The sequence below is a fragment of the Stieleria magnilauensis genome (genome assembly GCA_007753675.1).
Lineage (GTDB): Bacteria > Planctomycetota > Planctomycetia > Pirellulales > Pirellulaceae > Stieleria > Stieleria magnilauensis.
This window is the reverse complement of record CP036432.1, coordinates 10,656,398-10,680,515: the sequence shown is the minus strand read 5'-3', so window position 1 is coordinate 10,680,515 and position 24,118 is coordinate 10,656,398. Positions and strand designations below refer to the sequence as shown.

Annotated in this window: 22 protein-coding genes; 3 read left to right on the top strand and 19 right to left on the bottom strand. The window is 59.7% G+C overall.

Going from position 1 to position 24,118, the window contains the following annotated elements:
- Window positions 1-11: 11 nt before the first annotated feature.
- From TBK1r_RS37710 to TBK1r_RS37660, 11 genes are all read right to left on the bottom strand, one after another.
- The gene (locus TBK1r_RS37710; RefSeq protein WP_145221654.1) at window positions 12-971 is read right to left on the bottom strand and encodes a hypothetical protein; all 960 of its coding nucleotides are present in this window, start codon (window positions 969-971) and stop codon (window positions 12-14) included.
- Entirely contained in the window at window positions 961-1,536 is a 576-nt protein-coding gene (locus TBK1r_RS37705; protein WP_419580783.1) for a PulJ/GspJ family protein, read from the bottom strand. Before TBK1r_RS37705 ends, TBK1r_RS37710 begins: the two co-directional genes overlap by 11 nt.
- 158 nt (window positions 1,537-1,694) lie before the next feature.
- A complete protein-coding gene (locus TBK1r_RS37700) occupies window positions 1,695-2,069 on the bottom strand; it encodes a type II secretion system protein (RefSeq protein ID WP_145221648.1) in 375 nt (124 codons plus the stop codon).
- Entirely contained in the window at window positions 2,066-2,569 is a 504-nt protein-coding gene (locus TBK1r_RS37695; RefSeq protein WP_145221645.1) for a type II secretion system protein, read from the bottom strand. The genes TBK1r_RS37700 and TBK1r_RS37695 overlap by 4 nt, the downstream gene beginning before the upstream one ends.
- Window positions 2,566-3,030, bottom strand: a complete 465-nt coding sequence (gspG, locus tag TBK1r_RS37690; RefSeq protein ID WP_419580782.1) for a type II secretion system major pseudopilin GspG — start codon at window positions 3,028-3,030, stop codon at window positions 2,566-2,568. Before gspG ends, TBK1r_RS37695 begins: the two co-directional genes overlap by 4 nt.
- A gap of 76 nt (window positions 3,031-3,106) precedes the next feature.
- Window positions 3,107-4,312: a type II secretion system F family protein gene (locus TBK1r_RS37685; RefSeq protein ID WP_145221642.1), complete on the bottom strand. Its 1,206-nt coding sequence runs from the start codon at window positions 4,310-4,312 to the stop codon at window positions 3,107-3,109.
- A gap of 5 nt (window positions 4,313-4,317) precedes the next feature.
- Complete coding sequence (locus TBK1r_RS37680) at window positions 4,318-5,958, bottom strand: GspE/PulE family protein (protein ID WP_419580781.1); 1,641 nt, start codon at window positions 5,956-5,958, stop codon at window positions 4,318-4,320.
- The gene (locus TBK1r_RS37675) at window positions 5,955-6,437 is read right to left on the bottom strand and encodes a hypothetical protein (RefSeq protein WP_145221639.1); all 483 of its coding nucleotides are present in this window, start codon (window positions 6,435-6,437) and stop codon (window positions 5,955-5,957) included. The genes TBK1r_RS37680 and TBK1r_RS37675 overlap by 4 nt, the downstream gene beginning before the upstream one ends.
- Window positions 6,434-6,670 carry a hypothetical protein gene (locus tag TBK1r_RS37670; RefSeq protein ID WP_145221636.1) on the bottom strand — a complete coding sequence of 79 codons (237 nt, stop codon included), beginning with the start codon at window positions 6,668-6,670 and terminating at the stop codon, window positions 6,434-6,436. Before TBK1r_RS37670 ends, TBK1r_RS37675 begins: the two co-directional genes overlap by 4 nt.
- 14 nt (window positions 6,671-6,684) lie before the next feature.
- Window positions 6,685-9,234: a secretin N-terminal domain-containing protein gene (locus TBK1r_RS37665; protein ID WP_145221633.1), complete on the bottom strand. Its 2,550-nt coding sequence runs from the start codon at window positions 9,232-9,234 to the stop codon at window positions 6,685-6,687.
- A 131-nt stretch (window positions 9,235-9,365) separates the two neighbouring features.
- Entirely contained in the window at window positions 9,366-10,700 is a 1,335-nt protein-coding gene (locus TBK1r_RS37660; RefSeq protein ID WP_145221630.1) for a trypsin-like peptidase domain-containing protein, read from the bottom strand.
- A 257-nt stretch (window positions 10,701-10,957) separates the two neighbouring features.
- Here TBK1r_RS37660 and metG point away from each other — a divergent pair, with 257 nt between their 5' ends.
- Entirely contained in the window at window positions 10,958-13,003 is a 2,046-nt protein-coding gene (metG, locus tag TBK1r_RS37655) for a methionine--tRNA ligase (RefSeq protein ID WP_145221627.1), read from the top strand.
- Between the two features lie 382 nt (window positions 13,004-13,385).
- On the opposite strand, the gene TBK1r_RS37650 is transcribed toward metG, so the two are convergent.
- The 7 genes from TBK1r_RS37650 to hpf form a co-directional block, all read right to left on the bottom strand.
- Window positions 13,386-14,372: a DUF6807 domain-containing protein gene (locus TBK1r_RS37650; protein ID WP_145221624.1), complete on the bottom strand. Its 987-nt coding sequence runs from the start codon at window positions 14,370-14,372 to the stop codon at window positions 13,386-13,388.
- A gap of 496 nt (window positions 14,373-14,868) precedes the next feature.
- Complete coding sequence (locus TBK1r_RS37645; RefSeq protein WP_145221621.1) at window positions 14,869-16,473, bottom strand: Rne/Rng family ribonuclease; 1,605 nt, start codon at window positions 16,471-16,473, stop codon at window positions 14,869-14,871.
- Window positions 16,470-17,267: a TIGR03936 family radical SAM-associated protein gene (locus TBK1r_RS37640; RefSeq protein WP_145221618.1), complete on the bottom strand. Its 798-nt coding sequence runs from the start codon at window positions 17,265-17,267 to the stop codon at window positions 16,470-16,472. The genes TBK1r_RS37645 and TBK1r_RS37640 overlap by 4 nt, the downstream gene beginning before the upstream one ends.
- A gap of 23 nt (window positions 17,268-17,290) precedes the next feature.
- Window positions 17,291-19,036, bottom strand: a complete 1,746-nt coding sequence (gene ptsP, locus TBK1r_RS37635; protein WP_145221615.1) for a phosphoenolpyruvate--protein phosphotransferase — start codon at window positions 19,034-19,036, stop codon at window positions 17,291-17,293.
- Window positions 19,037-19,375: 339 nt separating this feature from the next.
- Window positions 19,376-19,723 carry an HPr family phosphocarrier protein gene (locus TBK1r_RS37630; RefSeq protein WP_145221612.1) on the bottom strand — a complete coding sequence of 116 codons (348 nt, stop codon included), beginning with the start codon at window positions 19,721-19,723 and terminating at the stop codon, window positions 19,376-19,378.
- Window positions 19,724-19,804: 81 nt separating this feature from the next.
- Window positions 19,805-20,284 carry a PTS sugar transporter subunit IIA gene (locus tag TBK1r_RS37625; RefSeq protein WP_095742344.1) on the bottom strand — a complete coding sequence of 160 codons (480 nt, stop codon included), beginning with the start codon at window positions 20,282-20,284 and terminating at the stop codon, window positions 19,805-19,807.
- Between the two features lie 60 nt (window positions 20,285-20,344).
- Window positions 20,345-20,683 (bottom strand): ribosome hibernation-promoting factor, HPF/YfiA family, encoded by a 339-nt coding sequence (gene hpf / locus TBK1r_RS37620; RefSeq protein ID WP_095742343.1) that lies wholly within the window; start codon window positions 20,681-20,683, stop codon window positions 20,345-20,347.
- 777 nt (window positions 20,684-21,460) lie between these two features.
- Between hpf and TBK1r_RS37615 the strand changes: the two genes are divergently transcribed.
- Complete coding sequence (locus tag TBK1r_RS37615) at window positions 21,461-21,742, top strand: hypothetical protein (protein ID WP_095742342.1); 282 nt, start codon at window positions 21,461-21,463, stop codon at window positions 21,740-21,742.
- 29 nt (window positions 21,743-21,771) lie between these two features.
- On the top strand, window positions 21,772-22,794 hold the full coding sequence (locus tag TBK1r_RS37610; RefSeq protein ID WP_145221609.1) for an agmatine deiminase family protein: 1,023 nt from the start codon (window positions 21,772-21,774) through the stop codon (window positions 22,792-22,794).
- Window positions 22,795-22,868: 74 nt separating this feature from the next.
- On the opposite strand, the gene TBK1r_RS37605 is transcribed toward TBK1r_RS37610, so the two are convergent.
- Window positions 22,869-24,014: a dipeptidase gene (locus TBK1r_RS37605; RefSeq protein ID WP_145221606.1), complete on the bottom strand. Its 1,146-nt coding sequence runs from the start codon at window positions 24,012-24,014 to the stop codon at window positions 22,869-22,871.
- Between the last annotated feature and the right edge of the window lie 104 nt (window positions 24,015-24,118).

Genomic DNA, 24,118 nt, shown 5'->3' with positions numbered 1-24,118 from the left:
TGCGAGGTCATTCAAAAAGAAAAGCGTTCGTTGAGCGTCAAACCGTCATCGGTCGTTCGCATCACCGAAAAGGTCCGCATGCTTCCACGGGCCACTGCGGAGGCATCGATCCAAAGCGAAAAGTGCGTGCTGGTCTCGGATAACATTCTAAGCAGCCGAAGACGTTCGGTTTCCGTTTTCCCTTCTTGCTGGACCAAAATCGCCAGCGACGTGGTCGGATTGTCTTTGTATCGGCTGGCCAGCCGGCGGGCTCCAGCATCGGATAAAACGCAGGCCGCGGCCGCTTGAATCGATGTCTCCGAGGCCCGACGGAGATTCAGCCCGCCGCCACCCCAGCACGTGATGTCGCCACTCACCGACGGCAGGGCGGCGTCCGATCCGATACTGGCGGAAAGTCTGGACAGATCAAATACCTCTCCCCAGCTTCGAAACGCACGCGGGATTTCCGTCATCGGCTGATCCGATTCGTCCTCGGATCCGTCGTCGGCCGCCGACTCCAGCAACGCGTCGGTCATCGGACGGGTGGCGGGCAACAGCCGCACCGCCCGTGCGGCGACCGGCCCGAGCACTTCGCCGAGGGTCGTCTCCGTCCGCCGCCGACCGGTCATGTGGTAAACCTGATTCAAATTCAACTTGGCATCTTCGTCGGCCAGAACCACGTCAAAGGTCACGCCGCCGATCGTCACCGCGCCGCGAATCTGCCTGGGAAAGGGGCTAACCGTTCCCGTCGATTTTGCCATCGCATCGGCTTGTTCTTCCCGTTGATCAAAGACCTTGCCGGCTTGCGGCAACAGAACTCGTTCAATCGACTCGGCACCAAGCCGCTGTTGCAGACGAACCTGCGCATCGGCTGCGGCGAGTGCACGGCGCAGGCTGAGCTTGGACAGCGTCGCCAGCACGGTGACCATCAACACCATCACGGCCAGCACCGCCAACAGCACGTATCCCGAGCGACCTCGTTCAGTCCGCATGATGGTCGATCACCTCGTTGAACAAGACTCGACCTTGTACGTCCCGACCGGCGATGCGAAAGCGACTGGGCATCGGCAGCAGCCCACCGGTCATGTCGGGTACGGGGGTTTCCGCATCGAACTCGTCATACGTTTCGAAGTCGAAGGCACCGAAATCGATCCAGCACAGATCACGCTGACCACCTGCGAGACGAATCAACAATCGTCGCGTTCCGATCGTCGCCTGCGTATAACGGATCATACCCGGCACCTGTTGTGGCGAAACGTAACCCGACAGAATCAACGTGTCGGTGCCGGCGGCGATGCCTCGCGCGTTGATCAAATCGTTCCGCAAACGATCGGCCAGAATCCCGGCTGCGACATGATCAACTTGTTCGCGACGCAATTGAGTGGACTGCGTCGAGACCGACGCCACGATGCCCAACAAGCCGACCATCATCAACGACGCCAGCACCAGCGCGACGATCATCTCGATCAAGGTGAAGGCGTCGGCCGCGGAGCGTGGATGGCCTGACGTCTGGCGACGGCAGCTACACAGCGGCACACACTCCAACGGAACGGGCATCACCAAAAAAGGATTCCGCAACCGTTGGTGTCTAGCCTTTAGGCGATGTCCGGTCGCTGCGATGCAGCGACAGTGGGCGGCTAAAGCCTGCACACCAACCGCTCTGCCCGTGCCATTGGGCAGACACTCCTTTGCCGATCTTTGATTACGTCGCATCATCATGGAACGCCCGCCGGTTTGACCAGATCGACCGTGACCAACGGCGTTGGTGCGGCACCGAGTTCCACGATTTCAAACCGCACGACCTGCATCTCAACGGTCGCCAAGACTGTGCTTCCGATCAGCGAGGTTTGCCAAACCCAATCGCCCTTGCCGGCCACCGCGCCGCGCGAGGCGATCGGTAATCCGCCTTGCTGTGCCGAGAGTTCGTGCACCAATCGATCGGCGATTCGGGTGGCTTCCAGCCGTTTCTCGGCCATCGAGAGTTGTTGACGATGCCGCGAAAACGCGAGCAAGGATGCAACCAGCACCGAGCCCATCAGCGCTAACGCGACGATGATTTCCAGTAGCGTGAATGCACGTCGACGGTTCATCGCATCCCCAATGCCAGATCGACTGCCATGTCGTTGAAATCGTCAACGACCTGTCCGCTTCCCCCGACGAAGAAGATCCAGCGCCGCGTGTCACCGGTGGCCAGTCGCAGCGCATAGCTGGACGACGAACCGTCAGCGTTTGCGATGATTTGGGAACCTGCTGCCGACCTTTGCACAGGGCCGAACCGAATCGCATCGATGGAAACTTGTCGCGGCAACGTGTACGTTCTTGATGGATTCCCCGACGGATCAACGGTCAGCCGGCCGCGCCCACGGTCGATGACACCGGCGACTTGGCGGCGCTGGTCGCGTGCGGAGCGACGCAGCGCGGTATCAAATTGCTCGATGACTTCGACGGCTCGCCCGAGACGTTGCCTGGCGATCACGCCGCGGACCGACAACGTCGCCAGCGAAGCGATCACCGCCATCAGCACCAACACGACGACCAATTCGATGAGGGAGAAACCGGATTCCAACGTCTCTGCGGAACGACCCCTCATTCTTCCAACATCGCGCTGGAGAAATCGGCGTCCTCTCCGTCACCTCCTTCACGTCCATCGGCACCCAGACTGACCACTTCGACGCCCTCTTCGCTGACGAAGTACAGGTAGGGGTTCTTCCAAGGATCGACGGGCATCTTGGTCAGGAAACCTTCCGGCCAAGTTTCGGTTTCCTCCCTTAGAATCTCCAGCCCTTCGTCTTCGGTGGGATAACGTCCCTGATCAATGCGATACGTCTCCAGTGCGTTCACGATCGTTGCGATTTCTGCTTTGACCGCGTTCTTGCGCGAGTTGACCAAATAGCCACGCGTGCGAACGGCGACCAACCCGGCCAACATGCCCAGAATCACCATCACGACGATCAACTCGACGAGGGAGAAGCCGCGTCGGTCGTTGGTCCGCGAAGGGTTCCGATACTGATGCGGATCTCTTTGTTTGGTGCATGTTGGCAACATTACCATCGCAACCTCCCTCCCCGCGTCGTCGTAAACGCCTCCGCGACCCTCCCCGAGGGAGGGTGACTTCGTTTCACCCCTCTCACAAAACATTTCCAGCCTCCAGGATCGGAAGGATTGTGGCCAACAACAGAAATCCCACCATGGCGGCCAAGACGAGGATGAGAACCGGTTCGATCAACGAGGTCAGTCGTGCCGACGCCGTTTTGACTTGTTCATCATAGTCTTCGGCGAGACGGAAAAGCATTTCATCGAGTTTTCCCGACTCCTGGCCGATGGAGAACACCCGCACCGCCAGCGGGGGAAACGCCCCACTGCGTTGCAAGGCATCGGAAAGCTCTTCACCGGCGGAAATCCGGCTGCCGCATTCACGCAGCGCCGATCGGAACACCGTGTTGCGGGTCGATCGTTCAGCCAACTCAAACGCTCGGGTCAATTCGACGCCGCTTCGCGAGAGCGTTCCGATGATCATCGCGATCCGCGAGACACCTTGTTTGACCAGCATCGGACCAAGAATCGGCACGCGCAACACCAGGCGATCGAAGACCTGCCTGCCCCGGCGGCTTTGAAAGGCCAACGTCAAAGCGACTACGCCGACGACCAGCCCCACGATCCAGAACCAGCGATAGTCGACGAGCAAGCTGCTGAGCGATTTGGCGACCCGCGTCGGGAACGGCAGCTCGTCGAGAGTCTCTTCCAGGTTCTCCAGCAGCGGCGGCAGGACGCTGGTCATCAAGAACACGCCGGCCGCGGTTCCAAAGCAAACCAGAAAGATCGGGTAGACCAGCGCGGTCGTGACCGCATCGGTGAACTGGGATTGGCGTTGTTTGAATTCGGCGAGTTGCGAAAGCACTTCGTCAAGCGTCCCTGCATTCTCGCCGACTTCGACCATCTGCACCGAAGCCTCGTCGAACAGATCGGGACGTCCGCCGAGTGCCTGGGCGAATGATTCACCCGCGGCGACTCGATCGCGGACCGCCAGCAGCGCCGCGCGAAACGAACCGTGATTCTGTTCCACGATCGTATCGAGTGCATCGAGCATCGGGATGCCGGCGTGCAACAGCATCGACAACTCCGACACGGCGGTCGCCCAATGACTCTTCGATCCGATCAGCGAAAATCGCGGCAGACGGAACTTCGATTCGCGGTGGTTACAGGCCGCGATTTTGCGAACGTGGATGCCGCGGCCACGGAGCGAATCGCGGGCTTCGCGAGCGGTGTCGGCGCTGATCGTTCCCTGGACGGATTTGCGAGCCGCGTCGATACCGGAATAAGAAAAGACAGCCATCGGGCTCACAGCGTCGTTACGCGGAGGACTTCATCGAGCGTCGTGACGCCTTGATGGACTTTCAACAAACCGTCCATCGACAACAAGTGCATCCCCGATTGTAGCCCGGCTTCGCGGATCGCTGATGCATTGGCTCGAGTTTGGACCAATTCACGACAGGTGTCATCGATGACCAACAGTTCAAACAATCCGACCCGGCCGCGGAATCCCGACCCACGACAGGCATCACATCCGACCGGCTCAAACACGCCGACCAAATCCGACTGCGCCAAACCATGGGACTCCAGCAGCAGCGGGGGCACATCGGGCAACACCTCGCTGCTGCGTCGTGGGCGTTTACAGTCGACGCACAACTTGCGGACCAGACGCTGGGCCAGCGAAGCGACGAGCGAGCTGCTGACCAGATAGGGCTCGATCCCCAAGTCCAACAAACGCGTCACGGCGCTCGCGGCATCATTGGTGTGCAGCGTGCTGAACACCAGGTGACCGGTCAGCGAGGCTTGGATCGCCATGATCGCGGTTTCGGCATCGCGGATTTCGCCGACCATGATGATGTCGGGGTCTTGCCGCAGCACGCTCCGCATGCCGGAGGCGAACGTCATCCCCTTTTTTTCATTGATCTGGGTTTGGCTGATCCCGTCCAACTGATACTCGATTGGATCTTCGAGCGTCAGGATATTCAGTTCTTCGCTATCGAGTTCCTGCAGTGCTCCGTAGAGCGTCGTGCTTTTGCCGCTGCCGGTCGGACCGGTGACCAAGATCAAGCCATGGTCGCGAGCGATCAACGATGCGAAGCGTTGGAAATCATGAGCCGGCATCCCGAGTTCGGCCAGCGTGTACAGCCGCGCGCTCTTGTCCAGCAACCGAATCACGATGCGTTCGTTGTGGCTGGTCGGCAGCGACGCGATCCGCAAGTCGACCGTGCGATCACCCAGTTGCACCGTCGCCCGTCCATCTTGCGGCAAGCGTTTCTCGGCGATGTTCATTTTGCCCAGCACCTTGACCCGAGACAGCACCTCTTCTTGGACAGATTTGGGAATTTCAAAGGTATCGAACAAGACGCCGTCGATACGCTTGCGCACCATCAACCGGTCTTCGTACGGTTGGATGTGAACATCCGACGCGCCCGATTTGACCGCATCGAACAGGATGTGATTGACCAAGCGGATGATCGGAGCGCGGCCTTCGGTGTCCAGCAAGTCTTCCTTGGGACCCAAGCCGGCCAGCTGGCCCAGTAACTCGTCGCGATCGAGCGAATCGATCACGCTTTGCGTTCGACTGGATTGATCGGAATAGGCAGCGTTGATCGCGCGTCCGATGGCGGTGGTGGTTGCCGGCAACGGACGCACACGCAACGGGCGGAGCCCGCCTTCGGGTCGTTGGGCGAGTGCGCGGGCGATGATATCCAAGTGTTCGTATCCGGCCATCGAGTCGATCGCCAACCACACGTCGTCGTCCTGCTTGCCGCGAAAGCCCATCACGCAATGCTCGCGAGCATGCGCGATCGGGATGCGGTTCTGAAAGACATCCGAGGGCTGCAGCTTTGACAGGTCTTCGGAGACCGGCATCTGAAGCCGCTCGGCGAGCTGCTCGGTCGCCTGCCTGGTGGCGGATTCGTGACGATCTTGGCTGAGCGTCTCGGTCATGTCGCTTCCGTCGGCAGGTTCTCGAGGTCCAACAGATCCGTGCCACGTCCCGACGCGCGTTTCATCTTTCGCAACAAACGCAATGAAACGTAGGGCAACCCACCGACGACATGAACGTCCTCGAATGCGACGGACGTCGGCTCATCGTCAACGCCGGGGAGATAATCGAAAACGTCGAGGTAGCCCAAGTCCGTTCCCAGCATCATGAATCGATGCGACCGAATGTACTGGAGATCGACTTGGACCGTTTTCTCCAGACGCGTCACCGGGTCGATGTCAACGCTGATCCAAAACGCGTTGATCTTTGATAGTGCCGAATACAAAGCCTGCTCGGATGATTCGGTTCGATCGAAGATGATATCCGTAACTTCCGTCGCGCGAGCGTAACCGTAGCTGTTGACCGCGTGTCCTCCGATGATGACCAACGGAACCGAATGTTCGAGCAGCAATTCGATCAGGGCGAACGGGCGAGCGGTCATGGACACGAAGGGGGGCGAGAGATCCCGTGACGTCGAAGCAACTTGTCCACCTCCGATTGTCGGCGTTTGCGGTGGTTGCGACGGATGAAGTGGTCCATGGCGTCGGGACACGCTTCCAAGACTTCGAACGCTTGCCGTTGCAATTGGACAAACAAACGCATGTTCTCTTCGGGCGTCCGCTGCCAGGCGATCTTGCGGCGGTAGGCTTCGGTGGCAGATTCGTGATCGGACATGGCGTTTGTTCGTGCTACGGCGACGGATAGACCACCTGCGGTTGGCCGATCACTTCGTACTCGTCCATCGGATCGCTTTGGTGCATCGGCGGCAACAAGTGTTCCGAACCGATCGGATCCAATCCAGCGGGCGTCGGGCAGGGAACCAGCAAGGGCCTGCTAACAGGATAGTCGGCCGGCAGCTGTGCGTCTTGGGTTTCGAGGTCGGACAGGAATTGCAAATCCCGGAATTGCGAGTCGCGGAGGATTCGGGGACGAATGAACAGAAAGAACGAAGTCGTCGTCTGTTCTTCGCTCCGCAAGCTGGTCAGATCACGGATCACGGGAATCTTTTCCAACCAGGGGACGCCGGTGAACGAGTTGCCTTCGAGGGTTCGCTTCAGCCCCCCCACGACGATCGTCTTGCCATCAGGAATCGTGACGACACTACCGACTCGATCGATTTGTCTCGGCGGCGGCAGATTATCGCTGGCCGTACCGATGAAGGTGCTGAATTCGACATCGAATTCCAATTGCAGATGATCGTCTTCGTTGATGTGTGGCGTGACGGAAATCGTCGTGCCCGCTTCCTGGTTGCCGCCCAGGCCCGTCAGCGTGGTCGTTTCACCCTGGCTGAATGCCTGGAACGGGATGCTGGAAATACTGTTCAGCGTTCCGGTTTGATTGTCGTTGACCAAGACCTTCGGCGAGGACAACACGCGGCCGCGCCGGTGTCGGCTGAGCGCCTGGACGATCACATCGGCGACTTCCGGGTCCACCAAGACGCCGTTGAAACCCAGCGAGGGATTGATCGACAGGGCGCCGGTCGTCGGGTCGACTTCACTGAGTCCGAACGAGGTGAATTCAAACAGCCGTTTGGATCCCTCGCGATCGCCGCCGCTGATTTCCACGCCTAGCGAGAAATTGTCGCTCGTGTCGATCGCCAAGATGTCGGCTTGAATTAATACTTGCGGACGGCGTTGGTCGAGCGACCGAATCAGTTTTTCGTACAGCGACTGGACGTTCGAAGGCGCGAACACGATCAGGCTGTTGGTCGCGACATCGGCCGACACTCGCGCGCCGCCGGGCAACGTGGCCACTGCGGCGCCACCGCCCGCTCCATAGCCGCCACCGCCGAATCCTCCGGCACCGATACCGGCCATCGAACCGAGTGCGGCGTTCTGATTGGGGACCCGGCTGGAGGTCATGTTGTTGCTCAAGTTTTGACCCGCCACGCCGAACGATCCGCCGCCGAGTTCGTCGAGTCGTTGTTGCGCCCGTGATCGACCGCCTTGAAACATGCTGTTCACGCCGCCTCCGGCAGCACCCATCGGGTTGCCGCCAAAGCCCATCGCGGGGCTGATGCCACCCATGTTCGCGCCGCCGAGCGTGCCGAACGCTCCCGCGCCCAGTCCGCCGGCTTGGGCAACACCGCTGCCGGCGGCCTCTTGAAGTGCCAGCAACGAATAGAGCACCTCCATCGCAGTCGCGTTCTTGAGCTTATAAAACCGAATCGGACTCTCGTCGGAATCCACCGGCTGGTCGAGTTCCTTGAGCAAGGTTTCGATCTGTTGATGAACTTCCGCGCCGGCACGCACGACCAACAAGTTGCCTTCTTCGTCGATCGTCGTTTCAATCGATCTCGACTCGGTCCGTCGATTGCCTTCACCGGGCATCTCGACGAACCCTCGAATCAGATTGTCCAGTCGCGATGCGCCGATGTATTCCAGCCGATAAACGCGAGTCAAAAACTCCGTGCCGGAATCCAGTCGTTCCAGTAACCCGATCGCCGCAGCGACCAAATCTTTGCGGCCTGCCACGACCACACGACGGCCGGTCTTGTCGACCAACAGTTTTAATTTGTTGTCCGAGGCAGCTTTGGTGGTGGTGTCGGTTGGTTGAATCGTTTCGTATTGTTCGATCAACATCGATGGCGGTCGACGCCGCGTCTGATAGAACTCGATCGTTCCCTCGGCGTCGGGGCGATCGATCATCGCCAACAGCTCCGCGACCAACCGCACGTCAGCGGCATAACCGGACACGATCAAGATGCCTTGATCGCCGAGTGCGACAATGTTGGATCCCGTCTTGCTGAGAAAGGGTTTCAGTGACGTTGATGCGGTGGTGATGTCAATGTGTTTGACCGGCAACACCTGAGTCACGGCGGCGGCGGGGCCGTTGCGACGCGAGATTTCCGCGGCGTCACCGGCCGGCGCGCTGCTGACGATGTCGGCGATGTCGACGACGCGTTTCCAACCCGGGACTTCGGAATCGACGACGGCCAAGTTGGCTTCGCGAAGCAGGCTGCCCAACAACGTCGGCAACACTTTCTTGGGTAGTTTGGCCGGCGTGTAAACCGTCACGTCACGGCGGGCGATGTCCGCGGCGTGCAAGAACCGGATCCCCAACTGCTTGCTCATCAAATCCAACAACGTCGTGACGCGGACGGTTCCCGATAAGTTGAGTTCGACAATCTCGTCCCCATCGTCAAGCTGTGCCTGCACGACTCCGCTGCCCGCCAGTACGCATGCCAGCGCAGCGGCGAGCGGCAAACAGCAGCGTCGAAACGATTTGCTAGCAGTCATAGGAGGTGGAGAGGGGGGTAAGAAAATGATGGGGCAAGAAGATTGATTGTCGTAGGAAGAGGTGGTCGTTGTTCGGCCGAACTCATTTTCCTACCTCCAGAATCTTCTTACCCTCCATCAGGAGACGCCTGTTACCGAGCGTGGCGGCTGATCACTTCCATCAGTTCAGCTGTCGGCTGCTGGATGTTCATCACGCGTTGCCCTCCCGGAGCGTTTGGATCGCGGATGATGACGATCATTTCCGTCACGGCGGGTTGGCTGGCGCGTGCGTGACTCGGTGAGGCTTGTTGAGGAGCGTTGAGCGAGGCCAATCGGGTCTGGGGCTGGCCGGGCTGGCCGTTGGGTCGTCGCGACGGCACGGTCACCGGTGCCGGGGGCTGGGTTTGGTAGAGGTGAGCCAGTTGCACGCGGTCGAGTTGCCATTTGACGCTTCCCGGTCCGGTGTAGATCCCCACATCGCCCTTGTAGTCGGCGGCGTTGCAGACGCCGATCAGCTGGCCCATGGCGTCGAACAGTCCGCCGCCGCTGCGCCCGTCGACCGGGGCACCAGCGATTTCGATGTTCGAGGCGCCCACGTGTTGGTTGTACTTGTTGATTCCGGTGATGGCGGTGTCGCGGCGTGAGGGATCGTCGCCGTGGTCGCAGCCGAAGCTGAACGCGGTTTGACCGGTCTGGGGCGGGTTGTCGGGGTTGGCGATCTGGATCGGTTGGACGTCGAATCCCGGCCGCATCACGACCAGAGCGATATCACGGTTGTCGGCGTCATAGTCGATGACTTGGCCGGGGACCGTTTTGACTTGCCCGGCGACAAACAGTTCCACTTCGACTTTGGATTGCAGTTTGGTTTCACGGAACAGGTGACCGCAGGTCAGCACCAGGGCTTCGTCGCCGTGTCGATCAATGATCGTTCCAGTCCCGACCCCGAACCCGTTGCCGTCGTGGACCTTCAGTCGCACCGTCGCGGCTCGAGCGCGTTCGACGGCGTCGGCCATCGTCAGACTGGGCATCGCTTCGCCACGGGCGTCGCCGATGGGAGCGGAGGGTCCGGCGGCGCGGCGGGCCTGGGCCGCGTCCGGGCCCGTTTGGCTGTGGAGATTGGCTTTGGTTTGAAACAGTGGGCCGGCCGGGTCAATCGCCAACGCTTGCTGCAGGCTTTGCGCGGACTGCGTTCCGACCAAACGCGTCAATTCGCGGCCGGCCGACAGCACGACGTAGGTCGGCACTTGACGAATGCCGTGGCGTCGCGCCAGTTCGGGCTCCGCATTGACGTTGACGTGCCGGATCGGCGTTCCACGTTGCTCCAGTTGCCGCAGCGTCGGCACCATGGCCTGGCAATGACCGCAATGGTCCGAGGAGAACGCCAGGAGCACGCTGTTGGCTGCCGAGGCGTTCGCGACGGTCACGGTGGCCAGTACAAACGCCGAAACGATGGCCGGGTATAGCCGGCCGAACAAATGCGTGTTCAAAGTGTCTCTCCCTAGACAAGTGCCCGGATCGGCCGATCCTTCAGCCGAATGGTTGTCGTCCCCCGTCACAAGTGAGTGCTCACTTGAGACAAACTGACGACAAAGGGACTTTCCGAAATCGGCCGCCGTGGCGACAACCCCAAACGAAACCCTTCCCCCTGGGAAACCCTGTGAAACATTCGGGATTACGTGTTTCACGACGATCTGTACAATCCGCCCCTGAATCCCCCCGTTTCGACACGCCCATTATTCAAATCATGACCCGACGCATCTTGGTCACCAGCGCCCTACCGTACGCCAACGGGCCGATCCACATCGGCCACCTGGTGGAATACATTCAAACGGATATTTGGGTGCGTTTTCAGCGTCTGATCGGCAATCGCTGCGTCTACATCTGCGCCGACGACACGCACGGCACCGCGATCATGATCCGGGCGAAAAAGGAAGGCCGCAGCGAAGAGGAACTGATCGCCGACATGAGCGCTCAGCACCAACGCGATTTCGCCGATTTTCACGTCGACTTTGACCACTACGGCAGCACCAACAGCGACGCCAATCGGGAGCTTTGTCACCTGTTTTGGCAAGCCCTCCGCGACGCCGATCTGGTCACCGAAAAGAGCATCCAACAGCTTTATGACCCCGAAGCGGAGACGTTTTTGGCCGATCGCTTCGTCCGTGGAACCTGTCCGGTCAGCGGTCACAAGAACCAACCGGGGGACAATTGCCAATGCGGGGCGACGTATTCTCCGATCGATTTGATCGATCCCAAAAGCACGCTCAGCGGCGCCACGCCCGAAGTCCGCTCGGCGGTCCATCTGTTCGTCACCCTGGAAAAGCTGCGTTCGTTCCTGATCGAGTGGATCGACAACGGCGATGCACTGCAAAAAGAAACCGCCAACTATTTGAAGGGTTTCTTCCTGGCCGAAGACAAAGAGCTGCGGGACTGGGACATCAGCCGCCCCGGCCCGTATTTCGGTTTCGAGATCCCCGATTCACCGGGCAACTACTGGTACGTCTGGTTCGACGCGCCGATCGGTTACGTTTCCAGCACCAAGGAGTGGTGTGAGGCCAACGGGGAATCGTTCGACGATTGGTGGCGCAGCGAGTCGACCGAGATCCACCACTTCATCGGCAAAGACATCACGTATTTCCACACGTTGTTCTGGCCGGGCATGTTGCACACCGCGGGCCTGCAGTTGCCGACGAAGGTCCACATTCATGGATTCTTGAACGTCGGCGGCGAAAAAATGAGCAAGTCGACCGGGACGTTGATCAGCGCGGAAACCTATCGCAAACATTCCGATCCAGACTACTTGCGTTATTTCTACGCGACCAAGTTGACGCAGCGTGTCGAGGACCTGGACTTGGGCATCGACGAGTTTGTCGAAAAGGTCAACAGTGATCTGGTCGGCAAGGTCGTCAATCTGGCCAGCCGGGTCGGCAAGTTTGCCAAGAACACCGGGCTGGCGGAAACCTATCCCGACGACGGAGGCTTGTTTGAAACCGCCGCCAAAGCCGGGGATTCGATTGCCGAAGCGTACGAAGTCGGCGACTACAGCCGCGCGATGCGGTTGATCATGGAACTGGCCGATGCCGCCAACCCGTTCGTCGAGCACGCCAAGCCTTGGGAGATGAAAAAAGATCCCGAGCGACAGGACGAACTACGCGATGTGGTCACCGTCGCACTGAACCTGTTTCGGCAACTGACGATTTATCTGGCGCCCGTGTTACCGACGCTGGCTGAGAAATGCGACGCGCTGCTCGGCGAGCCGATCACGTCGTGGGACCAAAGTAAAACGCCGCTGTTGGGGACATCGGTGGCGAAATTTCAACGCATGATGGAACGCATTCAACCCGAGGATTTGCAAAAGATGATTGAAGAGAGCAAAGAAGCTGCTGCCGCAGAAGCCGCCGAAGAGAATCGACCGACGTTCAACGATTCTGATCAGCCGCTCAAAGACGAACCGATCGCCGATGAAATCACGATCGACGACTTTGTCAAAGTCGACTTTCGCGTCGCCCGCGTGCTGTCGGCCGAACATGTTCCCGAAGCGAACAAGTTGCTCAAGCTGACACTGGGTCTGGGTGGTGACGAAACGCGTCAGGTGTTTGCCGGAATCAAGGCGGCCTACGAACCGGAGAGTCTGGTCGGGCGATTGGTTGTGATGGTGGCCAACCTGAAGCCGCGCAAGATGCGGTTCGGATTGAGCGAAGGCATGGTGTGTGCCAGCGGTCCCGGCGGTGAAGACGTGTTCCTGCTCTCGCCCGACGAAGGCGCCCTGCCCGGTCAACGCGTGCATTGATGTTGGCCGGTGCGGTAGAACCCGAACGGGTATCGCGGCGAAGCATTTTTTAGCGGCAGGGCGCAAGCCCTCCGGTCTCTCACGGCGTTCGCGGCGTCACCGGACGGCTCGCGCCATTCCGCTACGATGCGTTTTGCTGCCGTTGTTAGCGGTAGGGCACAAGCCCTCCGGTCTCTCATGCCGCTCTGCGGCGTCACCGGACGGCTTGCGCCGTTCCGCTACGATGCGTTTTGCTGCCGTTGTTAGCGGTAGGGCGCGAGCCCTCCGGTCTCTCACGCCGCTCTGCGGCGTCACCGGACGGCTCGCGCCGTTCCGCTACCTCTTCCTGTGCCACAACACGGTCCGGTTCGCGAAGCGCACCCCAAGTGACTCTACCCGCCGCTCACTCCTCCGCGTACGCCTTGTACGCCTGGGCGACGTTGGCGGATTCGGCGTCGCCGGTGTGGAACAGGAATCGATAACGGAACGTCATCGTCTCCCCGGCCTTGAGCGTCATGTCACCGCTGCCGTCGGGTTTGTTTTCGAAATGATTGACGCCGAAGGGATTCGCTGCAACGAGTCCGTAGTCGCGAGCGTGCCACCAGGTCGGATGACGCGGGTTGCTGGGATGGTCGAACATTGCAATGCCGGTCAGCTGGCCATCGATCTCTCCCCAGTAGTCGACCCAAGCCGCTCGTTTACCCCACATCTCTTTTCCCTCGACACCTTCGCTGTTGATGGAGTGACCGCCGGCGGTGTGATTGCCGCGCTTCGGGTCAGCTTTCAAACGCAGCCGTGGATGAGTCCGCATGCCCATCGTGCCTTCTTTGGTGTCACCGATGACGAGGTCACCGGAGGAGGCGATCCAGGTGACTTCGTAATCGATGGTTCGGGCTTCGCCGTCGCTGCCGAAGGTCAAGATTCGTTGATCGCTGCAAACCGTTTCGCCGTCGGAACTTTTCCAATCATTTTGGGCGATGATTTTGTTGCCGTCGATCTTGAGCGACGTTTGCACCTGAGTGCCGACGTCTTTGGACGTTTTGCCTTCGGCATCTTCCATCCAGAATCGGATGCCGCCGACTTCGTCGTGCGTGTACCAGATCGATTTATGATGCGGGTGGTCGCTCGCCTCGTTGTCGACGTCCTTGACCATCGGGTAGTTGCGGGTCATCGGTTTTTGCCCGGGACCGTACACCGGATACAGGATCGGCTTGGCATAACCGCTGTATCGGTATTCGGTAAACGGCTGTCCGTCGATCGTGACGACCGCTTTGGTGCCATCGTCGGTGATCTGGACATCGGCGGCCGGGGCATCGGCAGCCGGGGCATCGGCGACCAGACAGAGGGACGGAATCAACGCCAAGCAGGCAAACAGGATTCGAGCGGTCATGTTGCGGTGGGGATCGAGGGTGGGATGTGGAAGGTACAGCCCCCATAGTTTAGTAGAACTGCCGGCGGGCGGTTTTGCGATCGACCAGAAACAAACATGTGGCGACTGGGCTGGAAAGCGCAACTGACATCAGTCGGTTCGTGCACGCGGCCCAGCTTTTGCGGTAAATCAGCTAAGAAGATTTCGGGGGTAAGAAAATGTTGAAATGCAAAAACCGTTCGATTGCGCCAATTTTCTTACCTCCAAAATTTTCCTACCGCTCCACCCAGCCAAGGCGTCCTGTCACGTCGGCGGAAATCAAGAGCGGGATGGCAGAATCGTTCGGGCAGAATGGAGACGACGGCGACTGCTGAGCCCAATCGAAAACGACGCTGCGGTGGACGACCAGTGACGCGCGACGACCTGGAAAAGACGTCGTACATCTCGTTCCCAGGTTGGAGCCTGGGAACGAGTGGAGGACGACAGGCTGGAAGCCTATCCCACGCAATGGCAGCGTTTAGGAGTCGATTTCGACGCGTTCGCCTTGGGCGTCGCGGCAGTCCATTTCCAGGTGCTCGGGGTACAGGCCTTCGCTGCCGAGGATTTGGACCGTCATGCCGCCGGTGTCTTCCATTTCCATCACGCTGCGGCGCTTCTGGTTGTTCAGGTGCGCCGCAACGGCATCGTTGACGCGAACGGTGACGCGTTGGATGTGTTCGTTCTTGACGGCCAGGGCCAGCATCCGGACGACTTCGATCGACATGCTTTCGGCGGTCTTGACCAACCCACGACCTTCGCAACACGGACAATCTTGATAGATGCTGCGTTTCAGACTCGGTCGAATCCGTTGCCGCGTCATTTCGATCAATCCGAACGGGCTGGTCCGCAAGATCTTGGTGCGGGCGCGGTCGCCGGCCATCGCATCACGCAGCGCCCGTTCGACTTTGCGCCGGTGGCTTTCTTTGCGCATGTCGATGAAGTCGTTGACGATCACGCCGCCCAGGTCACGCAGTCGCAACTGACGGGCGATCTCTTTGGCGGCGGCCAGGTTCAAGCGAAACGCGTTGTCTTCGGCCGACTTTTCGCCGCGGAAGTTGCCACTGTTCACATCGATCGCGACCAACGCTTCGGTCGGATCGATGACGATCGAACCGCCGTTGGGAAGTTTGACCTGGCGTTGGTGAATCTTGACGATCTCTTGTTCCAAGTTGTACTTGTGGAACAAAGGTGAAGCACCGTCATAGAGTTTCAGCCGATCGACGACGCGGGGCATGACCATTTTCAAGAAGTCGCGGGCGTTTTCGAACGCCTCTTTCTCGTCGATCACGATCTGGTCGATGTCATCGTTGTAGATGTCGCGAATCGTTTTGATGATCAGATCGCTCTCTTCGTACAGCACGCCGGGTTGGTTGCCGCTTTTGACGCGACGGACGATCGTCTTCCACAACCGGATCAGATAGTCCATGTCACGGCCGAGTTCTTTCTCGCTGCGGCCGGCACCGGCGGTGCGGACGATGAAGCCGAGCCCCTTTGGCGGGCCGAGCGACAGCAGGCAGCGACGGAGCCGTTTGCGGTCGTCGTCGTCTTCGATCTTGCGGCTGACACCGACCCGTTCCAGTGCGGGCATCAGCACCAGGTAACGTCCGGGGATCGAAATGTACGTGCTGAGTGTGGGGCCCTTGGTGCCGATCCCTTCCTTGATCACCTGCACCAAGACTTCGTCGCCACGTTTAAAGATTTCTTGGATCGGCGGTTTGATCCGTGGCCGACCGCCTTTGAACGCTCGTTTGGAGCCGCGTCCGGATTCGCGGGCGCGCTTGGCGGCCGCTTCGGCCATTTCGTCCGATTCCCGTTTGATCTCTTCGGGGTCATAGCCGCCTTGTCGAAAGTATTCCGGTTCGACATCGCTGATGTGCAGAAAGCCGTTGCGTCCGACGCCGAAGTCGACGAAGGCGGCTTGGATACTGGGTTCCAAGTTGACGATTTTTCCGCGGTAGATGTTTCCCGCAAAGGCTTCGACACTTTTGCGTTCGACGTACAGCTCTTCCAGTTTTCCATCATCCAGGATGGCGATGCGGCTCTCTTCGGGTTGGAGCACGTTCATCAACATTTCGCGTTTCATTTGGGCACCTCGTCGGTGGGTTCGCCGCAGTGCGGCGTTTGGTTTGCGATTGCTAAAAATTCGGGATCGGTGGTCGGAAACTCGCGTTTCAAAACCACTTCTGTTCGGGTGATTTGCGACCCGTGCGCGATCCAATCGGAACAGCCGATCAGATCCAGCACGTCGGTCGGTTTCAGGGTCGCCGCGTCACTGGCGGCCATCGAAAGTTCAAGGTTGTCGTTGAAGGTCAACGACAGGATTTGTTCGGCAACGTTGAAGGTCACCGGTTTGTTTTTACGATTCACCGTGACGGTGTCTTTGGCCAACAGGGCCTCGAGATCAGAACGGACGCGGTCGGCATCGATCGGGTCGGCGCCCAATTCCGGGTCCGGCCGGGTGATCACATACTCGGTGCGTTCCAACTTGGCTTTGCCACTGTCCTCGGGTAGCAACTGCACGCTCTTGATGACCAGCCCGGGTTGATCGTCGTGGTCCAGGCGTCGGAACAATTCCGGCGCCGTGAGCCGTTCGGCCAAATCGAGTTCGACGACTTCGTCCAAGCCGCTGATGCCCAGCGCCAGGGCGGACGGAAAACCGATCCGCGGTTTGGGATGAAACCCTTCGGTCATCGACAGCTGCAGCTGCGCGCGTCGGACCAACCGTTCCCAGAGCCGCGCCAGATCGCGGTGACTGGTCCATCGCAACAGACCCGTTTTCGCGAAACGAACGCGATAGCGCAGTCGCAGCGGCTGATCCGCCGTCGCCTGGTCGGGCGCGTCGTGGGTCGTGGTGGTGTTGGCTGGGGGAGAAGGCATGGATGAGGGAATCGGGGGGATGTTCAGGTCACGATCAGTTCCGGAACGTATTCGCCGAGTCGGTCCAGCAAATACAGGTCGACATCACGTGCGGCTTCGAGTTGCATGACGCGTTCGGCGATCTGTTCGCACTGGCCGATCGACACGCTGCGGATGGCTTTCTTGACGCGCAAGAGCGACGACGGCGGCACGCTCAGGTGCCGGACGCCCATGCCCATCAACAGCAGTGCCCGGGCGGGATTGCTGCTCATTTCACCGCAAATGGAAAGTGGGCAGTCGTGCTCTTTGGCGACTTCGACGCAGCGCGCGATCAAACGCAGCACGGCCGGGTCACTGGATTGATACAGGTCGGCGACGTACTCGTTGCTGCGATCCACGGCCAGGGTGTACTGGGCCAAATCGTTGGTGCCGATCGACAGAAAATCGACTTCTTCGACGAAGCGATCGAGCATCATCACCGCCGCGGGGACTTCGACCATCATCCCGACCGGGATGTTGCTGCGGTGCGGCGTGCCGGATTCTTTCAAGTCCTCGGCGACGACGTTGAGCAACATCCGCGCTTGACGGAACTCGGCCAGCGTGGTGATCAGCGGGAACATCACACTGATGTCGCCGTGCACCGCGGCCCGCAAGATGGCCCGCAACTGGGGTCGGAACAGATCTAGATTGCGCAGCGACAGGCGGATGCTTCGCAGACCCAGAAAGGGGTTGTGTTCGTATTCGGCCAGGGGCCGATGGCCCATTTTGTCGGCACCCAAATCCAACGTGCGAATGACGACCGGCCGGCCTTCCATCTCTCGGACGACTTGGCTGTAGGCCTGGTAGTGGTCTTCTTCGCTCGGTTCTTCGGCGCTGGACAGGTACAGAAACTCGGTGCGATAAAGACCGATTCCGTCGGCCCCGCGTTCGATGCAGGTGGTCGTTTCGTGGGGGAATTCGATGTTGGCGCTCAACCGCAGCGGCGTCCCGTCGATGGTTTCGGCGGGCAGATCGCGGAGTTCGGAAAGTTTGGCGGTCAACGACCGGCGTTCTTTCAGACGTTTCTTGTAGCTGGCCAGCGTCTCCGGATCGGGATCCAGAATCACGCGTCCGCGGTCGCCATCGACGATGACCTTGATCCGATTGCCGACCAGATCAAGAAAGTTTCCGATCCCGACGACCGCCGGCAGTTCTAACCCTTTGGCGACGATCGCGGTGTGACCGCCGGGGCCACCGGTTTCGGTGCAAAACCCGCGGACGTAACGTCGATCCAGGTTGGCGGTTTCGCTGGGGGTCAGGACGTGGGAGAGGATGATGACGGTTTCATCCAGATCGACCAGTCGGCTTTCGGAGACCGCACCGAGGCAAAACAGCAGTTGTTTTTCGATGTCCAGGACATCTTCGGCGCGATCGGCCAGCAGCGGGTTATCGAGCTTGCGGAGTGCTTCGGCGTAGTTGTGCAGGACACGGCTGACGGCGTAGGCGGCCGACTGGTGTTCCTGTTCGATGCGTCGCCGCAATTCGGCTTGCAGCCGCGGGTCGTGCAGCATCTGCAGTTGGGCGGCGAAGATGTCCCCGGTGTGTTCGCCGGCGACGGCCGAGGTTTCCAGGCGATTGGATTCCAATCGGGTCGAGACACGGTCGACGGCATCGCGCAACCGAGCGAACTCCGCTTCCACTTCATCAGCGGCGAGCAGAGAGCGCGGGATTCGGTAACCGGCAGCATCCAGCACTAGTGCTGGGCCGATCGCGACCCCGGGTGAAACAGGGATGCCTTGAAGTTCGACCATCGTGGTTCGAGGGCACGGTGCTGATCTGCCGATCGCATCAGGGCCGCGTGATCGTGGGACGACCGACCGCTGGAGTCAACGTCGACGGCGCCGGGGGGCGGTGACATTGGCCAACGTTCTGTCGCGATCGTGCGCACCTGGCAGCGAGGCTCGGGCAGTTCAATCCGATCCATCGAGAGGTAGTTGTGTACGGGGGCGTGAAGACCGTCGCATCGCGTCGATCTTCGAGCAGGAATGTAGGGGTATCGGGCGCTCTCGACGCGACGCCCTGTCGGCCGGGATCGATCGAGATCGAGCCGGAAGGGCGGGTCGCCAGAGCCGGGGTGCCTTCGTTTCGGTTCAAGCAGGCGAGGTCGGATCGGTTTCTCTGACGTCACCCGATTTGGCTTCCGTGGGGGCCGAATCGTTGTCGTCAGCTTCGTCGAATCCGCGTTGAAAAAACTGCTCGATCGAATCGATGGCGTTTTCGGCGTCGTTGCCTTCAGCGGTCAAGGTCAACTCGGTGCCGAGTGCGGCGCCGAGCGTGAGTAGCGATAAGATGCTTTTGCAATCCACCATTTCGCCGCCACGTCCGATCAAGATCACGGACTCGAACTGGTTGGCCATCCGCACCAGAAGATCTGCCGGGCGTGCGTGCAGCCCTTGCGGATTGGAAACAACGACGGTGCGGCAAAGCGCTTTTGACATGCAAAAAGCGGGTCTGTATCGGGTGTTTAAACTGGATGGGGATTCGTGCACCGGTCGTCAACGAGCCGGCCGCTCAATCCATCAGCCGGTGGCAAACTGGTTGTCGTCGGCTTCTTGCAATAACTGGGTGATGTCCTCGGCTGACTTACTCTGTTTGAGAAAGCGGCAGAACGTTTCGTCGCGCAGCTGACGCGAAATGTTCTCCAGGGCCCGCAGGTGATCGCCGGGGCGTTCGGGAGGGCTGATCAACAGGAAAAACAGCTGCACGCGTTCTCCATCGAGCGAGTCAAAGTCAACGCCTTCTTCGCTGACTCCGACGGTACCGACCAGCTTTTGGACGCTGGGGTGTTTGGTGTGCGGAACCGCGACGCCTCGACCGATGCCGGTCGAACCGAGTTCCTCACGCTTCATAATCGCCGCGACGATGTCGTCGCGTTGTTCGGCATCGATCTCGCCCGACTCAAGCAAACATTGAACGAGCTCTTCGATGGCTTGCTCTTTTGTCTTGGCCTTGAGTTCGGCCTTGATCGACTGCGTACTGATGAAATCTGCAAACTTCATGGGGTGTGAATTTTCAATGAGTGTATCGACAAACACGATGGGCTCGACTGTTACAGCCGATTACTCGTCGCTTGCCGGGGTTTCAATGTGTTTGTGTCCGGTGGCGCGGTGGCCAGTCTTTTTTTCCTTGATCCGGCGAAGCTGCTGCTCCACCTTCGGAATCACCATGTCCAAGGCTGCGATCACCGTGGTGGCTTCCGCCGTGGCGACGCATTCTCCGGCATGCTCAATGGATACTTGGATTTCGACCGCAGGCTTATCGGTGTTTTCCAGGTCAACGGTGACTTCAATCGCGTTGATTCGGTCATAGAGACGCCTTAATTTGACGGCCTTCTCCTGGATCAACTCCTGGTCACCTGGCTGAAGACTGCCGTGGCGAGCTGAAACACTTACCTGCATCGTTGCTTCTCTCCGATCGATGTAATCCGACTCCGTCGCTGCCCGACTGGACGCGGTACGATGCCCAGGTCCTTGAATTCTCCTGCAGACAAAGCAATGCGCGACCGCCGGATCGTCAGAAATCCGGCACGTCGTGACGACAGAGTGCTCCTGTTAAAACGCAAGCATACGCGACAGAACCGTCCACGGGTAGCGATCATTTTTGCAGATAGTCCGTTTGGGTGGTAACCCAGGGTGGATTTCAACGGGCCGACGGCCCCTCCTTTGGCCCTCCAACGATCACAATCGTGTCAGCCCATCCAGCCGGTTCCGCCTGCCAGCCCGGCCGGCGACCACCGACGCTGCATCCGGCTCCGGCCGCCCGAAAGGCAACGCTGTGAAGCATTTGTTTCCTGCGTTTGACGAGGTGTTCGCGGCAGGGCGCAAGCCCTCCGGTCCCTCATCGTTCCCGAAACACCGGAGGGCTCGCGCCCTACGGCTGAAAAATGCTTCACATCGCTGCCTGAAAGGGGGGGCGATCGTCGCCACCCTGTCCGCCGCGGCGTGTCTTGCGACGCGTTCATCAGCCAAAATAACGGATCTGCCCCCTTCCAGGCAATTCAAATTCGGCATTCCCGGCCAGTCCGGGGCCACCTCCGAGAAGGGTCTGAGCGGAAAACCATGCGATGCCCGCGGGACGGGAGTGGCGATCCTGTGCCGATATTGCTAACTTACCAGGCCAAAATCCACGTCGGCGGTTGCCGATTTTCCATCTCCCCCTTTAGCCCCTGACCATCCATGGCCCGTAAGGTCGTCAGCCGAGCCGAAAAAGCTGCCGAAGCGGAAGCTGCCGAAAAGGCACTCGCTTCGAAAAAGAAGAAGTCCAGCAAGCGAACCAAGGCGGCTGAAAACGTCAGGATGCGTCTTTACTGGGGTGTCTTCAGCCAAAACCTCAAACGCGTCGCCGTCTTCGATTTCGATAAAAAAGGCGAAGCCGACAAACGCGCCAAAGAGCTGAGCAAGGGCGGCAAGTCGCCCCACTTTGTCCAAAAGGTCAAAGAAGAAATCAAAGTCGAGTGATCTGACTCGGCGAAACGGATGACATCGCGATGAAACGGGTTCCCGCCGAGTGGGAGCGGCAAGCCGCCGTTTGGATTGCCTGGCCCCACAACCACGACACTTGGCCGGACCGGTTCGCACCGATCCCGGATTGTTTTCGTCGGTTCATCGGGTTGATCGCCGCGGCCGTCCCCGTCCATGTCATCGGCCCGGCCGAGCTGCGCGACACAGCGGGGCTGCAGAGCATCGAAAACGTCACCTGGTTTGACATCCAAACCAATGACAGTTGGATTCGCGATTATGGCCCGACCTTTGTCGTCGACGGCTCGCAACGCGGCCACGCGATCGATTGGGGATACAACGCCTGGGGTGGCAAGTATCCGCCCTGGGATGCCGACAATGCCGCGACCGCGCAAATCATCCAGCATGCCGGCTGGGAACGAATCGCCGGTCGATTGACCCTCGAAGGCGGGGCGCTAGAGTGGGACGGCGGCGGGCGGCTGCTGACGACCACCGAGTGTCTGGTCACCGAGACACGCAACCCCGGTTGGTCGAAACAGGCAGTCGAAGAACACCTGCAGGGGCTCACTGGGGCACGTGAAATCGTGTGGGTCGATGGCGGCGGATTGATCGGCGACGACACCGACGGTCACATCGACCAACTGGCACGCTTCATCGATCCCGAAACCGTCGTCGTCGCGGTCAGTGACGATCCCGATGATCCGAATCACGACGGACTGGATCGCAACGAACAGCTCTTGCGAGATTGGGCACAAACGACGTCGCCCACCGTGACCGTTCACCGTCTACCGATCCCGCCGGCTCGATTCATCGACGGGCAACGCGTCCCGGAAAGCTATTGCAACTTTCTGCGGCTGGGGCCGAACCGATTGCTGGTGCCGACGTTCCGCGCCGAACAACATGATGCGCACGCGATCGCGTTACTCGGCCGGCTTGCCCGACAACAGTCGCCAGAGGTCGAAGTGATCGGCGTCGATTGCCACGATCTGATCTGGGGACTCGGCGCCCTGCACTGCGCCAGTTGCAATCAACCGGCGGTTGAGTCGGCCTGATCAAGAACGTCGGGCAACGTCATTTTTTGACCAATCAATCTTTTGACCAGCCAATCTGACGAGACGCGTCGCTCTCAGCGTGACCGCTTCACCGCCGCCGCCTCTGCACCGCGCAACGCTCGCAGTACGTTGCCGCCGAGTACTTTGTGAACGTCGGCTTCGCTGTAGCCGCGATTGAGCAACGCTTGCGTGATCAGCGGGTATTTGGAGACGTCCTCCAATCCGGTCGGCAGGCTGGGGACGCCGTCGAAATCGGATCCGATGCCGACGTGATCAATTCCGGCGACGCGAATGATGTGTTCGAGATGGTCGACGACGTCATGGATTGACCCACGCGCCGATTCGTTGGATTCCAATTGGTCGGTGGGGACGATGAACTTGGAGTAGAAATTGACCATCACGACGCCGCCGTTCTTCGCGACCAACGGCAACACGTCATCGGGCACGTTTCGCGGGTGATCGTTGATCGCCGCGGCGGAGGAATGCGAGAAAAGAATCGGCGCGGTGGAAACCTTGATCGCTTGCTTCATCACCGCCGGTGAGACGTGCGAGAGGTCGACCAGCATGCCGATGCGATTCATTTCACGGACGATCTCTTTACCGAATTCGGTCAGGCCATCGTGCTGCGCATCATCGGTCGCCGAATCCGCCCAAGGCAATGTCTTGGAATGCGTCAGCGTCATGTAGCGGCAACCACGGTCGTACAACCGTTTCAAATTCGCCAGCGATCCCTCGATCGAATGGCCGCCTTCGATCCCCATCATGCAGGCGATCTTACCCGCGGTGGCGATCCGTTCCACGTCGTCGGCGGTGGAGGCGAACTCAAACACGTCGGCGTAACGTTTCACCATGCGATCGACGATGTCGATTTGTTCCAGCGTTTGGATCAACGAATCGCCCGTGGTCGACGTGTCGGCCGGCACATAGACCGACCAGAACTGAGCCTTCAAACCGCCTTCACGAAGCCGCGGGATATCGGTATGCAGCTGCGGCTGTCGCGTGGCGATGTCGATCTGATTGAACGACGCTTGACCGTTTTTCCGGATCTCCCACGGCAGGTCGTTGTGCCCGTCGAATAGCAATCCGGAGAAATGCACCCTGCGCCCGTGGTCGGTCAACACCAGATCCGGCATCGGGCCGGGTTCGACGGCCATCAACAGCAATGGCATGATCAGTGTCGCGGCACTCAAGGCCACTTGAAAACTCATTCGCATTAACATGTTGCATCGTTCCGCGAGTGACAGCCTGAAAATTTTTCCGCTCGACCAGCGCAACCCCAGGATTCAACGTGGCAGAGCACTGGGCATCGTAGCCGGCCCACCGA

What these genes read in the sequence shown, in the direction of transcription:
- TBK1r_RS37710 (WP_145221654.1), bottom strand. Translation starts at nt 971, where the DNA reads ATGCGGACTGAACGAGGTCGCTCGGGATACGTGCTGTTGGCGGTGCTG.
- TBK1r_RS37705 (WP_419580783.1), bottom strand. Translation starts at nt 1,536, where the DNA reads ATGCCCGTTCCGTTGGAGTGTGTGCCGCTGTGTAGCTGCCGTCGCCAG.
- TBK1r_RS37700 (WP_145221648.1), bottom strand. Translation starts at nt 2,069, where the DNA reads ATGAACCGTCGACGTGCATTCACGCTACTGGAAATCATCGTCGCGTTA.
- TBK1r_RS37695 (WP_145221645.1), bottom strand. Translation starts at nt 2,569, where the DNA reads ATGAGGGGTCGTTCCGCAGAGACGTTGGAATCCGGTTTCTCCCTCATC.
- gspG (WP_419580782.1), bottom strand. Translation starts at nt 3,030, where the DNA reads ATGGTAATGTTGCCAACATGCACCAAACAAAGAGATCCGCATCAGTAT.
- TBK1r_RS37685 (WP_145221642.1), bottom strand. Translation starts at nt 4,312, where the DNA reads ATGGCTGTCTTTTCTTATTCCGGTATCGACGCGGCTCGCAAATCCGTC.
- TBK1r_RS37680 (WP_419580781.1), bottom strand. Translation starts at nt 5,958, where the DNA reads ATGACCGAGACGCTCAGCCAAGATCGTCACGAATCCGCCACCAGGCAG.
- TBK1r_RS37675 (WP_145221639.1), bottom strand. Translation starts at nt 6,437, where the DNA reads ATGACCGCTCGCCCGTTCGCCCTGATCGAATTGCTGCTCGAACATTCG.
- TBK1r_RS37670 (WP_145221636.1), bottom strand. Translation starts at nt 6,670, where the DNA reads ATGTCCGATCACGAATCTGCCACCGAAGCCTACCGCCGCAAGATCGCC.
- TBK1r_RS37665 (WP_145221633.1), bottom strand. Translation starts at nt 9,234, where the DNA reads ATGACTGCTAGCAAATCGTTTCGACGCTGCTGTTTGCCGCTCGCCGCT.
- metG (WP_145221627.1), top strand. Translation starts at nt 10,958, where the DNA reads ATGACCCGACGCATCTTGGTCACCAGCGCCCTACCGTACGCCAACGGG.
- TBK1r_RS37650 (WP_145221624.1), bottom strand. Translation starts at nt 14,372, where the DNA reads ATGACCGCTCGAATCCTGTTTGCCTGCTTGGCGTTGATTCCGTCCCTC.
- TBK1r_RS37645 (WP_145221621.1), bottom strand. Translation starts at nt 16,473, where the DNA reads ATGAAACGCGAAATGTTGATGAACGTGCTCCAACCCGAAGAGAGCCGC.
- TBK1r_RS37640 (WP_145221618.1), bottom strand. Translation starts at nt 17,267, where the DNA reads ATGCCTTCTCCCCCAGCCAACACCACCACGACCCACGACGCGCCCGAC.
- ptsP (WP_145221615.1), bottom strand. Translation starts at nt 19,036, where the DNA reads ATGGTCGAACTTCAAGGCATCCCTGTTTCACCCGGGGTCGCGATCGGC.
- TBK1r_RS37630 (WP_145221612.1), bottom strand. Translation starts at nt 19,723, where the DNA reads ATGTCAAAAGCGCTTTGCCGCACCGTCGTTGTTTCCAATCCGCAAGGG.
- TBK1r_RS37625 (WP_095742344.1), bottom strand. Translation starts at nt 20,284, where the DNA reads ATGAAGTTTGCAGATTTCATCAGTACGCAGTCGATCAAGGCCGAACTC.
- hpf (WP_095742343.1), bottom strand. Translation starts at nt 20,683, where the DNA reads ATGCAGGTAAGTGTTTCAGCTCGCCACGGCAGTCTTCAGCCAGGTGAC.
- TBK1r_RS37615 (WP_095742342.1), top strand. Translation starts at nt 21,461, where the DNA reads ATGGCCCGTAAGGTCGTCAGCCGAGCCGAAAAAGCTGCCGAAGCGGAA.
- TBK1r_RS37610 (WP_145221609.1), top strand. Translation starts at nt 21,772, where the DNA reads ATGAAACGGGTTCCCGCCGAGTGGGAGCGGCAAGCCGCCGTTTGGATT.
- TBK1r_RS37605 (WP_145221606.1), bottom strand. Translation starts at nt 24,014, where the DNA reads ATGTTAATGCGAATGAGTTTTCAAGTGGCCTTGAGTGCCGCGACACTG.